This window comes from Enterobacter sp. MGH 37, from assembly GCF_000534515.1.
Lineage (GTDB): Bacteria > Pseudomonadota > Gammaproteobacteria > Enterobacterales > Enterobacteriaceae > Enterobacter > Enterobacter kobei.
On sequence record NZ_KI973206.1, the window covers coordinates 535,166 to 547,415 of the forward strand.

At 55.1% G+C, this 12,250-nt stretch carries 14 protein-coding genes; 12 read left to right on the top strand and 2 right to left on the bottom strand.

Annotated elements, in window-relative coordinates; all coding sequences use genetic code 11:
- Positions 1–107: 107 nt before the first annotated feature.
- The gene (gene sstT, locus L383_RS08655; RefSeq protein ID WP_023331360.1) at positions 108–1,349 is read left to right on the top strand and encodes a serine/threonine transporter SstT; all 1,242 of its coding nucleotides are present in this window, start codon (positions 108–110) and stop codon (positions 1,347–1,349) included.
- A 93-nt stretch (positions 1,350–1,442) separates the two neighbouring features.
- Here sstT and L383_RS08650 read toward each other — a convergent pair whose 3' ends face one another.
- Positions 1,443–2,930 (bottom strand): UxaA family hydrolase, encoded by a 1,488-nt coding sequence (locus tag L383_RS08650; RefSeq protein ID WP_023331361.1) that lies wholly within the window; start codon positions 2,928–2,930, stop codon positions 1,443–1,445.
- Between the two features lie 17 nt (positions 2,931–2,947).
- A complete protein-coding gene (gene uxaC, locus L383_RS08645; RefSeq protein ID WP_014885323.1) occupies positions 2,948–4,360 on the bottom strand; it encodes a glucuronate isomerase in 1,413 nt (470 codons plus the stop codon).
- A gap of 474 nt (positions 4,361–4,834) precedes the next feature.
- On the opposite strand from uxaC, the gene L383_RS08640 reads away from it, so the two are divergent.
- From L383_RS08640 to L383_RS08590, 11 genes are all read left to right on the top strand, one after another.
- Complete coding sequence (locus L383_RS08640) at positions 4,835–6,133, top strand: MFS transporter (protein WP_023331362.1); 1,299 nt, start codon at positions 4,835–4,837, stop codon at positions 6,131–6,133.
- 181 nt (positions 6,134–6,314) lie between these two features.
- Positions 6,315–7,091 carry a transcriptional regulator ExuR gene (exuR, locus tag L383_RS08635; RefSeq protein WP_014885325.1) on the top strand — a complete coding sequence of 259 codons (777 nt, stop codon included), beginning with the start codon at positions 6,315–6,317 and terminating at the stop codon, positions 7,089–7,091.
- A gap of 343 nt (positions 7,092–7,434) precedes the next feature.
- On the top strand, positions 7,435–8,097 hold the full coding sequence (yqjA, locus tag L383_RS08630) for a DedA family general envelope maintenance protein YqjA (protein WP_014885326.1): 663 nt from the start codon (positions 7,435–7,437) through the stop codon (positions 8,095–8,097).
- 2 nt (positions 8,098–8,099) lie between these two features.
- On the top strand, positions 8,100–8,483 hold the full coding sequence (gene mzrA / locus L383_RS08625) for an EnvZ/OmpR regulon moderator MzrA (protein ID WP_014885327.1): 384 nt from the start codon (positions 8,100–8,102) through the stop codon (positions 8,481–8,483).
- A gap of 143 nt (positions 8,484–8,626) precedes the next feature.
- Complete coding sequence (locus L383_RS08620; protein ID WP_014885328.1) at positions 8,627–8,995, top strand: DUF1090 domain-containing protein; 369 nt, start codon at positions 8,627–8,629, stop codon at positions 8,993–8,995.
- Between the two features lie 29 nt (positions 8,996–9,024).
- Positions 9,025–9,330 (top strand): ElaB/YgaM/YqjD family protein, encoded by a 306-nt coding sequence (locus tag L383_RS08615; protein ID WP_008503141.1) that lies wholly within the window; start codon positions 9,025–9,027, stop codon positions 9,328–9,330.
- Position 9,331: 1 nt separating this feature from the next.
- Complete coding sequence (locus L383_RS08610) at positions 9,332–9,730, top strand: phage holin family protein (RefSeq protein ID WP_014885329.1); 399 nt, start codon at positions 9,332–9,334, stop codon at positions 9,728–9,730.
- On the top strand, positions 9,727–10,023 hold the full coding sequence (locus L383_RS08605; RefSeq protein ID WP_023331364.1) for a YqjK-like family protein: 297 nt from the start codon (positions 9,727–9,729) through the stop codon (positions 10,021–10,023). Before L383_RS08610 ends, L383_RS08605 begins: the two co-directional genes overlap by 4 nt.
- A gap of 279 nt (positions 10,024–10,302) precedes the next feature.
- Positions 10,303–10,695 (top strand): DoxX family protein, encoded by a 393-nt coding sequence (locus L383_RS08600; protein WP_014885331.1) that lies wholly within the window; start codon positions 10,303–10,305, stop codon positions 10,693–10,695.
- A gap of 71 nt (positions 10,696–10,766) precedes the next feature.
- Positions 10,767–11,753, top strand: a complete 987-nt coding sequence (locus L383_RS08595) for a glutathione S-transferase family protein (RefSeq protein ID WP_023331365.1) — start codon at positions 10,767–10,769, stop codon at positions 11,751–11,753.
- Between the two features lie 107 nt (positions 11,754–11,860).
- Positions 11,861–12,226: a DUF805 domain-containing protein gene (locus L383_RS08590; RefSeq protein WP_014885333.1), complete on the top strand. Its 366-nt coding sequence runs from the start codon at positions 11,861–11,863 to the stop codon at positions 12,224–12,226.
- The last annotated feature ends 24 nt before the right edge of the window (positions 12,227–12,250 follow it).

Genomic DNA, 12,250 nt, shown 5'->3' on the forward strand with positions numbered 1-12,250 from the left:
CCCTGCTTTCCCTGATACTCAACCAGGCAAACAAATACTTACATCCGGACATAAATGTGACTTAGAGCACATACAGGATGGAACGCAATTTCACTCAGGAATAACGTATGAGCACACAATCAAGCGGTCTGTTCGCGCGCCTGGCGCAGGGCAGCCTCGTTAAACAAATTCTCGTCGGGTTGGTACTGGGCATTCTGCTGGCAATGGTGTCAAAACCCGCTGCAGAAGCCACCGGGCTTCTCGGCACCCTCTTTGTTGGCGCCCTGAAGGCCGTCGCACCGGTTCTGGTTCTGATGCTGGTCATGGCCTCCATTGCCAACCACCAGCACGGACAAAAAACCAACATTCGCCCTATTCTGTTCCTGTATCTTCTGGGAACCTTCTCCGCTGCCTTAACGGCCGTGGTATTTAGCTTCCTGTTCCCGTCTACGCTGCACCTGACCAGCGCGGCCGGTGACATCACACCGCCGTCCGGCATTGTGGAAGTGCTGCGCGGTCTGCTGATGAGCATGGTATCCAACCCCATCACGGCGCTGATGAACGCGAACTACATCGGCATCCTGGTCTGGGCGATTGGTCTGGGCTTCGCGCTGCGTCACGGCAACGAGACCACGAAAAATCTGGTCAACGATTTATCGAATGCCGTCACCTTTATGGTGAAACTGGTGATTCGTTTTGCGCCAATCGGTATTTTCGGGCTGGTCTCCTCCACGCTGGCTACCACCGGTTTCGACGCGCTGTGGGGCTACGCGCAGCTGCTGGTTGTTCTGGTCGGCTGTATGCTGCTGGTGGCGCTGGTGATCAACCCGCTGCTGGTGTTCTGGCAGATCCGCCGCAACCCGTATCCGCTGGTGCTAACCTGCCTGCGTGAGAGCGGTGTGTATGCCTTCTTCACCCGCAGCTCTGCGGCAAATATCCCGGTTAACATGGCGCTGGCGGAGAAGCTGAATCTGGACCGCGATACCTATTCCGTGTCGATCCCGCTAGGTGCGACCGTGAACATGGCGGGCGCGGCAATCACCATCACCGTGCTGACCCTGGCAGCGGTACATACCTTAGGTGTTCCGGTCGATCTACCAACGGCGCTGCTGCTGAGCGTGGTGGCTTCTCTGTGTGCCTGTGGCGCGTCCGGCGTGGCGGGTGGCTCGCTGCTGCTGATCCCACTGGCATGTAACATGTTCGGTATCCCGAACGAGATCGCCATGCAGGTTGTGGCCGTCGGCTTTATCATCGGCGTATTGCAGGACTCCTGCGAAACGGCGCTGAACTCCTCAACCGATGTGCTGTTCACCGCAGCGGCCTGTCAGGCGGAAGACGCGCGTTTAGCGAAGAACGCTCTGCGAGGTTAACAGCAAAGCGGCAACCTCTGGTTGCCGCTTTTAATGTTTTCACCCTCTCCCCGTGGGAGAGGGCCGGGGTGAGGGCACCAGCCCGCACTCAACCTAAAGCGTCACACCACTCTTAAAGATCGCCAGCTCGCGAAAATCGTTCTTCTCATTGCAGGTCTGTCTGCCGCTGGCAAACGCCACGATGGCGTCCACAAACTCCGTCAGCAGCTGCGGCATCGCTTTGCCGTGAATCAGCTGGCCTGCGTCGAAATCAATCCAGTGCTTTTTCTTCGCCGCCAGCTCGCTGTTGGTCGCGATTTTGACCGTCGGCACAAAACCACCGTACGGCGTGCCGCGACCGGTACTGAACAGCACCATGTGGCAGCCTGCCCCCGCCAGCGCGCTGGTGGCGACCGCATCGTTACCCGGTGCGCTCAGCAGGTTCAGACCGTGGGTTTTCAGGCGCTCGCCGTAACGCAGGACGTCCACGACCCGGCTTGCCCCCGCTTTCTGGGTACAGCCGAGGGATTTCTCTTCAAGCGTCGTGATCCCGCCCGCTTTGTTACCCGGCGACGGGTTCTCATAAATCGGCTGATTATGGGCGATGAAGTACTGTTTGAAGTCGTTCACCATGGTGACGGTCTTCTCAAACGTCTCTTCGTCGCGGCAGTGGCTCATCAGAATGCGCTCTGCGCCGAACATTTCCGGCACCTCGGTCAGCACCGTTGTGCCGCCGTTAGCGATCACGTAATCCGAGAAGCGGCCCAGCATCGGGTTCGCCGTGATGCCGGACAGGCCATCGGACCCGCCGCACTCCAGACCAAACTTCAGCTCGCTTAGCTTGCCCGGCTGGCGTTTATCGTGACGCATCACCTCGTACAGCTGGTGCAGATGTTCCACGCCCGCCTCCACTTCGTCATCCTGGTGCTGACATACCATAAAATGAACGCGCGCCGGGTCAAATTCGCCCAGCGTGTCGCGGAAGGCATCGACCTGGTTGTTTTCACAGCCGAGGCCAATCACCAGCACCGCTCCCGCGTTAGGGTGGCGCACCATGTTTTGCAGCATGGTGCGGGTGTTGATATGGTCGTCGCCGAGCTGCGAACAGCCGTAGGTATGGCTGAAGAGATGTACGCCGTCGGTACCTTCAGCATCGTGAGTTTCTTTCAGAAAACGCGTCTGGATCTGGCGTGCAATGCCGTTCACGCAGCCGACGGTTGGAAGGATCCACAGCTCGTTGCGGATCCCCACCTCACCGTTCGCACGACGGTAGATCTGCACGTCCCGATCCGCCGCCTGCTCTTCTTCCACCTGAAAATCAGGTTGATAGCTGTACTCGTCAAGATCGCTCAGATTTGTGCGGGTGTTGTGGGAATGAATATATTCACCCGGCGCAATATCCGCCAGTGCATGACCGATGGGCAAGCCGTACTTCACCACGTTCTCCCCTTTCGCAATGGGGATCAGGGCAAACTTGTGTCCACGCCCAACGGCCTGGCGTAACGTCACCGACTGGTTGTTGAAGGTCACTTCCGTCCCTTCGGTTAAATCTGCCAGCGCGACGGCAACGTTATCCAGCGAATGGATTTTGATGTATTGCATATCAACCTCAGACGGCCTTAGTTCAGTTCAATGGCGAAGTAGTCACGCGCATTGTTAAAGCAGATGTTTTTCACCATGTCGCCCAGCAGCTGGATATCGGCTGGCGCTTCGCCTGCGTGAACCCAACGGCCAATCATCTGGCACAAAATGCGGCGGAAATATTCATGGCGCGTATAGGACAGGAAGCTGCGGCTGTCAGTCAGCATGCCGACAAAGCGGCTCAGCAGGCCAAGCTGTGCCAGCTGCGTCATCTGACGCTCCATGCCATCTTTCTGGTCGTTGAACCACCAGCCGGAACCGAACTGCATCTTGCCCGGCATCCCTTCGCCCTGGAAGTTGCCAATCATGGTGCCCAGCACTTCGTTATCGCGCGGGTTCAGGCAGTACAGGATGGTTTTGGGCAGCAGGTTTTGTTCGTTCTGTTTGCTCAGCAGTTTAGATAACTCTTCCGCCAGCGGGCGATCGTTGATGGAGTCAAAGCCCACGTCAGCACCGAGCAGTTTGAACTGACGCTGGTTGTTGTTGCGCAGCGCGCCGATGTGGTACTGCTGTACCCAGCCGCGACGGGCGTATTCCGCACCGAGGAACACCAGCACCGCCGTTTTAAACTGCGCCACGTCGTGCTCGTTAAGCGTTTCACCCGAGAGACGACGCGCCAGAATGCTGTCCAGCTCGGCTTCGCTGGCGTCCGCAAACAGCACCACGTCCAGCGCATGGTCAGAGACTTTACAGCCATGTGCCGCAAAGTGATCCAGACGTTTGGTCAGCGCGGTTTGCAGATCGGCGAAACGGCGGATATCGGTATCGGACACCTCTGCCAGCTTCGCCATGTAATCGTTGAAGGTGGCCTGTTCGATGTTGAAAGCTTTGTCCGGGCGCCAGCTTGGCAACACTTTAATATCGAAAGAGGTATCTTTCGCCACGACAGCGTGATGTTCCAGGGAGTCAATGGGATCGTCGGTGGTACCCACCATCTTCACGTTCATCTGCTTCATGATACCGCGTGCGGAGAAGTTATCCTGCGCCAGCAGTTCGTTGCACTGGTCCCAGATTTCATCCGCAGTGGCAGGTGAAAGCAGTTTGCCGGTGATGCCAAACGGACGGCGCAGTTCCAGATGGGTCCAGTGAAAGAGCGGGTTGCCGATCGTGTGTGGAACGGTCGCGGCCCAGGCGTCAAACTTCTCGCGGTCGCTGGCGTCGCCGGTACACAGGCGCTCAGCCACACCGTTGGTGCGCATCGCACGCCATTTATAGTGGTCACCCTTCAGCCAGATGTCATACAGGTTTTTGAAACGGTAATTTTCGGCAACCTGCTGCGGCGGCAAGTGGCAGTGGTAGTCGAAAATCGGCTGGTCTTTGGCATAGTCATGATACAGACGGCGAGCAAATTCGGTATCTAGCAGAAAATCGTCAGTCATAAACGGCGTCATTATCGTCATCCTCATTACGGGAGCGTCAGAAAGCGTATGTTCATATGCTGCAAAGTTATCACACCAATTTCCATCAGCAGACGTTTTTTTCGTGAGTAAGATCAATAAACGCCAACAAATAAATCCCCCTGAATGACGTAAACTCTTCTCCATCCCGCGCCAGCACTGGCTTCATCCGCAAAGCAGAATGCCCACACAAATAATCATACATTTGTGATATCACTCACCTTTTAAAGTTGTATGACAAGTTATCTTTTCGCCGTCGCAAACCATAAGCCGACGGAATGAATTGCCGGTGTGAAACATCGGATTTAACGGTACGGATACCGACTGAAAGACGCTTACTGATGGCAAAGTTCGGGCCGTTCCGGAACCACCTTCCGGCTACGCCCCTCCCGTTACACAGCTGCTCCCGGAAACGGTTGAGAGGTTGTCGTGCTCTGGCACGGAAATAACATAACGATGAGGTTTTAGATGCGTAAAATTAAAGGGTTACGTTGGTATATGATCGCACTGGTGACGCTGGGCACCGTGCTGGGCTACCTGACGCGTAACACCATAGCGGCGGCGGCGCCTACGCTAATGGAAGAGCTGCACATTTCAACCCAGCAATATTCCTACATCATTGCGGCCTACTCCGCGGCTTATACCATTATGCAGCCGGTTGCTGGCTATGTTCTGGATATTTTAGGCACCAAAATCGGCTATGCCTTCTTCGCCGTCACCTGGGCCATTTTCTGTGGCGCAACGGCGCTGGCAGGCAGTTGGGGCGGGCTCGCGCTGGCGCGTGGTGCAGTAGGTGCCGCCGAAGCGGCAATGATCCCGGCAGGGCTGAAAGCCAGCTCCGAATGGTTCCCGGCGAAAGAGCGTTCCATTGCTGTCGGATACTTCAACGTGGGGTCGTCGATTGGCGCGATGATTGCACCGCCGCTGGTGGTGTGGGCTATCGTGATGCACAGCTGGCAGCTGGCGTTCATTATCTCAGGCGTGCTGAGCTTCGCATGGGCAATGGCGTGGCTGATTTTCTACAAGCATCCGCGCGACCAGAAAAAACTCTCCGAAGAAGAACGCGAATACATTATTGGCGGTCAGGAAGCGCAGCATCAGGTCAACAACGGCAAGAAACTGTCCGTCTGGCAGATCCTGGGCACCCGTCAGTTCTGGGGTATTGCCCTGCCGCGCTTCCTCGCTGAGCCTGCCTGGGGGACGTTCAACGCGTGGATCCCGCTGTTCATGTTTAAAGTCTACGGCTTTAACCTGAAAGAGATCGCGATGTTCGCCTGGATGCCGATGCTGTTCGCCGATCTGGGCTGTATCGTGGGTGGCTACCTGCCCCCGCTGTTCCAGCGCTGGTTTGGTGTGAACCTGATTGTCTCCCGTAAAATGGTCGTGACCATGGGCGCGCTGCTGATGATTGGACCGGGGATGATTGGCCTGTTCACCAGCCCTTACGTGGCTATCGCGCTGCTGTGCGTTGGCGGTTTTGCTCACCAGTCACTTTCCGGCGCGCTGATTACGCTCTCGTCTGACGTCTTCGGCCGTAATGAAGTCGCCACCGCTAACGGCCTGACCGGGATGGCGGCATGGACTGCAAGTACGCTGTTTGCGCTGGTAGTGGGTGCCCTGGCAGACACCATCGGCTTTAGCCCGCTGTTCGCCGTGCTGGCCGTCTTCGACCTGATGGGTGCGGTAGTGATCTGGACGGTACTGAAAAACAAATCCGCCGAGGAGCTGCAGAAAGAGACGCTCGGGAAACCGGCCACGCAGAGTTAGCATCGCTGTGCCGGGTGGCGGCTTCGCCTTACCCGGCCTACAAACCCCGTAGGCCCGTGCAAGCGAAGCGCCGCCGGGCATTAAAGGCCGCTCCGTAGCGGCTTTTTTCATGTCAAAATCTGGAGAGTGGCACGCAGAAGTGGTATAACAAATCATCTGCCGTACCCTGCCTGGAGCGCATATGGACATCACCGAACCACGTCGTTTATATCAACAACTTGCTGCGGAGCTGAAAGATCGCATCGAGCAAGGCGTCTATCTTGTCGGTGATAAACTTCCCGCCGAGCGTTTCATTGCCGATGAAAAAAGCGTGAGCCGTACCGTCGTGCGTGAAGCCATTATCATGCTGGAAGTGGAAGGCTATGTTGAGGTCCGCAAAGGCTCCGGTATTCATGTGATTTCCAATCAGCCTAAACACTCTCCGGTAACGGATGAAAGTCTGGAATTCGCCAGCTATGGTCCGTTTGAGCTGCTCCAGGCTCGCCAGTTAATCGAAAGCAATATTGCCGAATTTGCCGCGACGCAGGTGACCAAGCAGGACATCATGAAGTTAATGGAAATCCAGGAGAACGCCCGCAAAGAAAAATGTTTCCGGGATTCTGAGTGGGACCTGCAGTTTCACGTCCAGGTTGCGCTGGCAACCCAGAATACGGCGCTGGCGGCAATCGTTGAGAAAATGTGGACTCAGCGCGTTCACAACCCTTACTGGAAAAAACTGCACGATCATATCGATTCCCGCACCGTCGACAACTGGTGTGACGATCATGATCAAATCCTTAAGGCGCTGATTCGTAAAGATCCTCACGCGGCAAAACTGGCGATGTGGCAACATCTGGAAAACACCAAGCAGATGCTGTTCAATGAAACCAGCGACGACTTCGAATTTAACGCAGACCGCTATCTTTTTGCTGATAATCCAGTGGTTCATCTTGATACGGCACCCAGTGCCGCAAAATAGATGACCTTTCTGCTGGCAGGCGCTTCGCTGCGCCTTCCGGCTTAAGTGGGTAAGCAAAACATATATTGTGTCAGCCTTTGTAAATCCCCTCGCTCACTTCCAGGGCTTACGCCAAAATCACCTCACCCTGCAAATTCTGTGACGCAGAACGTTGGGCTTTGTTACAATTGGATTCACTTCGTTATTTTGTAAGTTAGTGCTTGCTAACCAGCCAATTAACAGGGAACAGTGTTGGCCACACCGCAATGTGTCCGCGAGCGACCATAATGAAATCACAACAATGTCGCCGTGCTGTTTGTCCCGGCTAACAGGCGTGACGTTAACCGATTTCCAGGAACACTGAATGGAACTTTTGACTCAACTACTGCAAGCCCTCTGGGCGCAGGATTTTGAAACGCTGGCCAACCCTTCCATGATTGGCATGCTCTATTTTGTCTTATTTATGATCCTGTTCCTGGAGAATGGTTTGCTGCCTGCGGCCTTCTTACCGGGTGACAGTTTGCTGGTGCTTGTCGGTGTGCTGTGTGCCAAAGGGGCAATGGCATTCCCGCAAACCGTTTTATTACTGACCATCGCGGCCAGCCTCGGCTGCTGGGTAAGTTATATCCAGGGAAGGTGGCTGGGCAATACCCGGATCGTACAGAACTGGCTTTCTCATCTGCCGGCGCATTACCACCAGCGGGCGCATCACCTTTTCCATAAGCACGGGCTTTCCGCACTGCTGATGGGCCGCTTTATTGCCTTTGTGCGCACCCTGCTGCCCACCATTGCCGGGCTGTCCGGGTTGAGCAGCACGCGCTTCCAGTTCTTTAACTGGATGAGCGGCCTGCTGTGGGTGCTGATCCTGACGACGCTGGGCTATGCGCTGGGTAAAACGCCGGTCTTCATGAAATACGAAGATCAGCTGATGTCTTGTCTGATGCTGCTTCCAGTGGTTCTGCTGGTCTTCGGCCTGATTGGCTCGCTGGTTGTTCTGTGGAAGAAAAAGTACGGAGCGCGAGGTTAACGATGGTTATCTCTCCCCTCGCCCTGCGCCGTTCTGCCTGTGCATTCATTGTACTGATGTTCCTCTGCGCCCTTCTGCTGGCCTGGAGCGCGCTTTCACATGAGGAATCTACGCTGGCCATTCGTCCGGTTAATCAGGGCGCCAGCGTGCCCGACGGTTTCTCTGTCTGGCATCATCTGGACGCGAACGGGATCCGCTTTAAAAGCATTACGCCGAAAGACGATGTGCTACTGATCAAGTTTGACTCCCGCACGCAGAGCGCCGCGGCGAAAGCGGTTCTTGACCGTACGCTGCCGCGTGGGTATATCATTGCCCAGCAGGAAGATGACAACCAGCCAGCGGCGTGGCTGTCATTGATTCGCGATACGTCGCATCGGTTTGGATAATTACCAGGATTCCGAATCTTTTCACTCACTTTGGTGAATCCCCCGTTTACTTACTATGCTTAAGTACGCGGAGCACCCCTCGAATGTACTCCGCATCATTCTGGAAAGCGGCTTACGCCGCAACACAATGGAAGGTTTCGATAATGAAATTCCGCATGACTCTGGCTCTGGCCCTTTTTTCTTTAAGCACAGCGACCTTCGCCAACTCTCTCTGTCAGGAGAAAGAACAGGATATTCAGCGTGAGATCGGTTATGCCGAAAAGCATAACAATCAGCACCGTGTTGATGGTCTTAAAAAAGCGCTGAGCGAAGTGAAAGCAAACTGTACAGACAGCAAGCTACGTGCCGATCATCAGAAAAAAATCGCTGAACAGAAGGACGAGATAGCCGAGCGCCGTCAAGACCTGCAGGAAGCGAAAGAGAAAGGGGATGCGGAAAAAATTGCTAAGCGCGAGAAGAAGTTGAAAGAAGCGCAGGACGACCTGAAAGCGCTGGAAGCTCGCGATTATTGAGTTAACGGAAATCTCAACAGGAGAGAATCATGTCAAAAGATACGACGTCTGAACATCTGCGCGCTGAACTGAAATCCCTGGCCGATACCCTTGAAGAGGTGTTGAACTCTTCCGCCGACAAGTCGAAAGAAGAAGTGAGCAAGCTGCGTAGCAAAGCGGAGCAGGCGCTGAAAGAGAGCCGCTACCGCCTGGGTGAAACCGGTGATGCACTGGCAAAACAGACCCGTGAAGCGGCGGCTCGCGCGGACGAATATGTGCGCGATAATCCATGGACGGGGGTAGGTATTGGTGCCGCCGTCGGTGTGGTACTGGGTGTTCTTCTGACGCGTCGTTGATATGGAAGATCCTCGTCACGCACAAGGGCCTGCTAACAACGTCCTCGGCATCGGCCAGCGTATTTTAACCACGCTGGTCGGGATTGCCGAAACGCGCGTCCGGCTGGCAGTGGTCGAGCTGGAAGAGGAGAAAGCAAATCTCTTCCAGATGCTGCTGATGCTCGGCCTGACCATGCTCTTCGCCGCGTTTGGTCTGATGAGCCTGATGGTGTTAATCATCTGGGCCATTGATCCGCAGTATCGACTCAACGCGATGATTGCCACCACCGTCGTTTTGCTGGTCGCCGCGTTGATTGGCGGCATCTGGACGCTGCGCAAAGCACGCAAGTCGACTTTCCTGCGCCATACGCGTCAGGAGCTGGCTAACGATCGCGCCCTGCTGGAGGATGACAAGCCGTGAGCGATAAAGCCGAACGTCAGAAGCGCAAAGCCTACCTGTTAAGTCAGATCCAGCAGCAACGGCTGGATCTTTCTGCCAGCCGTCGCGACTGGATTGACGCGACGCGGCGGTTTGACCGTGGCTGGAATACCTTTCTGAGCCTGCGTTCATGGGCGCTGGTCGGCAGTAGCGTAATGGCTATCTGGACGGTTCGTCATCCAAATATGCTCATCCGCTGTGCACGCCGCGGTTTTGGTGCCTGGAGCGCCTGGCGTTTGGTGAAAGCGACGTTGCGTCAGCAGCAGCTGAGGTAGCCTTCTCGCCGGGTGGCGGCTTCGAGGTAAAAGCAAAACGGTAACTCAGGTTACCGTTTTTGTTTTTGCGCCCTCTCCCCGTGGGAGAGGGTTGGGGTGAGGGCACCAGCGCGCACCTGTTTTTACTCAATATCTTTGAAGAAGATTGACAGTTTTCCTTGCTAACAATTGTCACCCGCCCCGTTTATTATCCTCTCCATCGACAGCAAAGCCGCGGTATCTACCCGGAATTGCACACAAATAAAGTTCAGCCGCTGATGTGGTTTCCTGGAGAGTAAAATGAAAAAATTAGAAGATGTTGGTGTACTGGTAGCGCGTATTCTGATGCCAATCCTGTTTATCGTAGCGGGTTGGGGAAAAATCACCGGTTATGCGGGTACCCAGCAGTACATGGAAGCCATGGGCGTGCCGGGGTTCCTGCTGCCTCTGACCATTCTGCTTGAGTTCGGCGGCGGCCTGGCGGTTCTGTTCGGTTTCCTGACCCGTACTACCGCGCTGTTTACCGCGGGCTTCACCGTGCTGACAGCGTTCATCTTCCACAGCAACTTTGCGGAAGGCGTGAACTCTCTGATGTTCATGAAAAACCTGACCATCGCGGGTGGCTTCCTGCTGCTGGCAGTCACTGGCCCGGGCGCATACAGCATCGACCGCCTTCTGAATAAGAAGTGGTAAGCACGCTATACTGAATAAACACAAAGCGAGGAGACATCTCCTCGCTTTTGCTATCTGACGGAGGAGAAAAAATGGGACAACTCGTAGACGGCGTCTGGCAGGATGTCTGGTATGACACAAAATCCACCGGAGGACGCTTTAAGCGCTCTGTTTCGGCCTTCCGTAACTGGCTGACCGCCGATGGCGCACCTGGCCCGAGCGGTGAAGGCGGCTTCGCGGCCGAGAAAGATCGTTATCATCTTTATGTTTCTCTGGCCTGCCCGTGGGCACACCGCACGCTGATTGTGCGCAAACTTAAAGGCCTTGAATCCCTCATTCCGGTTTCGGTGGTCAACCCGCTGATGCTGGAAAACGGCTGGACGTTTGACAGTGATTTCCCCGCCGCGACCGGTGACGATCTTTACCACCACGATTTCCTCTACCAGCTTTATTTGCGTGCCGATCCGCACTACACCGGACGCGTTACTGTCCCGGTACTGTGGGACAAGAAAAACCAGACGATTGTCAGCAACGAATCTGCGGAAATCATCCGCATGTTCAATACCGCGTTTGATGCACACGGCGCCCGCGCCGGGGACTACTACCCGGTTGAGCTGCGCGATAAAATTGACGAGCTGAACAGCTGGATCTACGACAACGTCAACAACGGTGTCTATAAAGCCGGGTTTGCGACCAGCCAGGAAGCCTATGACGACGCGGTCGGGAAAGTGTTTGAATCGCTGGAGCGTCTGGAGCAGATCCTAGGCCAGCATCGCTATCTGACAGGCGACCGCCTGACGGAAGCCGATATTCGTCTGTGGACCACGCTGGTGCGCTTTGATCCGGTCTATGTCACTCACTTTAAGTGCGACAAGCATCGTATCAGTGACTATCTGAACCTGTATGGTTTCCTGCGCGACATCTACCAGATGCCGGGCATTGCCGTAACGGTCGACTTCGACCATATCCGCACCCACTATTTCCGCAGCCACAAGACCATTAATCCGACGGGCATTATCTCCATCGGCCCGTGGCAGGATCTGGATGAGCCGCACGGTCGCGACGTGCGTTTTGGATAAATATCAAGGGCATCACCAGATGCCCTTTTTTAATTCACAATCTCCATCTATCCTTATCTCGATCGCTTAAAAAACAAGTGATTGACCGATTATTGAGGCAAGGAAAAATGGACTGGTATTTAAACGTACTGCGCAACTATATTGGATTTGGTGGCCGCGCCCGCCGCAAAGAGTACTGGATGTTCATTCTGGTGAACTTCATCTTCGCGCTGGTGCTAAGCATCGTGGATAAAATTCTGGGCTGGGAGTGGGCGAGCGGGGAAGGCGTTCTCACCTCAATTTACGGCTTATTTATTCTGTTGCCTTCCTGGGCCGTGCAGTTTCGACGCCTCCACGATACCGATCGTTCGGCGTGGTGGCTGTTGCTGCTGCTGATCCCGATCGTGGGATGGATTGTGATTTTGATCTTCAACTGCCAGTCCGGTACGCCGGGCGAAAACCGCTTTGGTCCGGATCCTAAGATCGCTGCGTAAATTATTGCCCGGTGGCGCTTACGC

Bases quoted from the DNA above. Each gene is read 5' to 3' on its own strand.
- L383_RS08615 (WP_008503141.1), top strand. From the start codon at position 9,025: ATGTCAAAAGATACGACGTCTGAACATCTGCGCGCTGAACTGAAATCC.
- sstT (WP_023331360.1), top strand. From the start codon at position 108: ATGAGCACACAATCAAGCGGTCTGTTCGCGCGCCTGGCGCAGGGCAGC.
- mzrA (WP_014885327.1), top strand. From the start codon at position 8,100: ATGGTTATCTCTCCCCTCGCCCTGCGCCGTTCTGCCTGTGCATTCATT.
- L383_RS08650 (WP_023331361.1), bottom strand. From the start codon at position 2,930: ATGCAATACATCAAAATCCATTCGCTGGATAACGTTGCCGTCGCGCTG.
- L383_RS08595 (WP_023331365.1), top strand. From the start codon at position 10,767: ATGGGACAACTCGTAGACGGCGTCTGGCAGGATGTCTGGTATGACACA.
- yqjA (WP_014885326.1), top strand. From the start codon at position 7,435: ATGGAACTTTTGACTCAACTACTGCAAGCCCTCTGGGCGCAGGATTTT.
- L383_RS08640 (WP_023331362.1), top strand. From the start codon at position 4,835: ATGCGTAAAATTAAAGGGTTACGTTGGTATATGATCGCACTGGTGACG.
- L383_RS08600 (WP_014885331.1), top strand. From the start codon at position 10,303: ATGAAAAAATTAGAAGATGTTGGTGTACTGGTAGCGCGTATTCTGATG.
- uxaC (WP_014885323.1), bottom strand. From the start codon at position 4,360: ATGACGCCGTTTATGACTGACGATTTTCTGCTAGATACCGAATTTGCT.
- L383_RS08610 (WP_014885329.1), top strand. From the start codon at position 9,332: ATGGAAGATCCTCGTCACGCACAAGGGCCTGCTAACAACGTCCTCGGC.
- L383_RS08590 (WP_014885333.1), top strand. From the start codon at position 11,861: ATGGACTGGTATTTAAACGTACTGCGCAACTATATTGGATTTGGTGGC.
- exuR (WP_014885325.1), top strand. From the start codon at position 6,315: ATGGACATCACCGAACCACGTCGTTTATATCAACAACTTGCTGCGGAG.
- L383_RS08620 (WP_014885328.1), top strand. From the start codon at position 8,627: ATGAAATTCCGCATGACTCTGGCTCTGGCCCTTTTTTCTTTAAGCACA.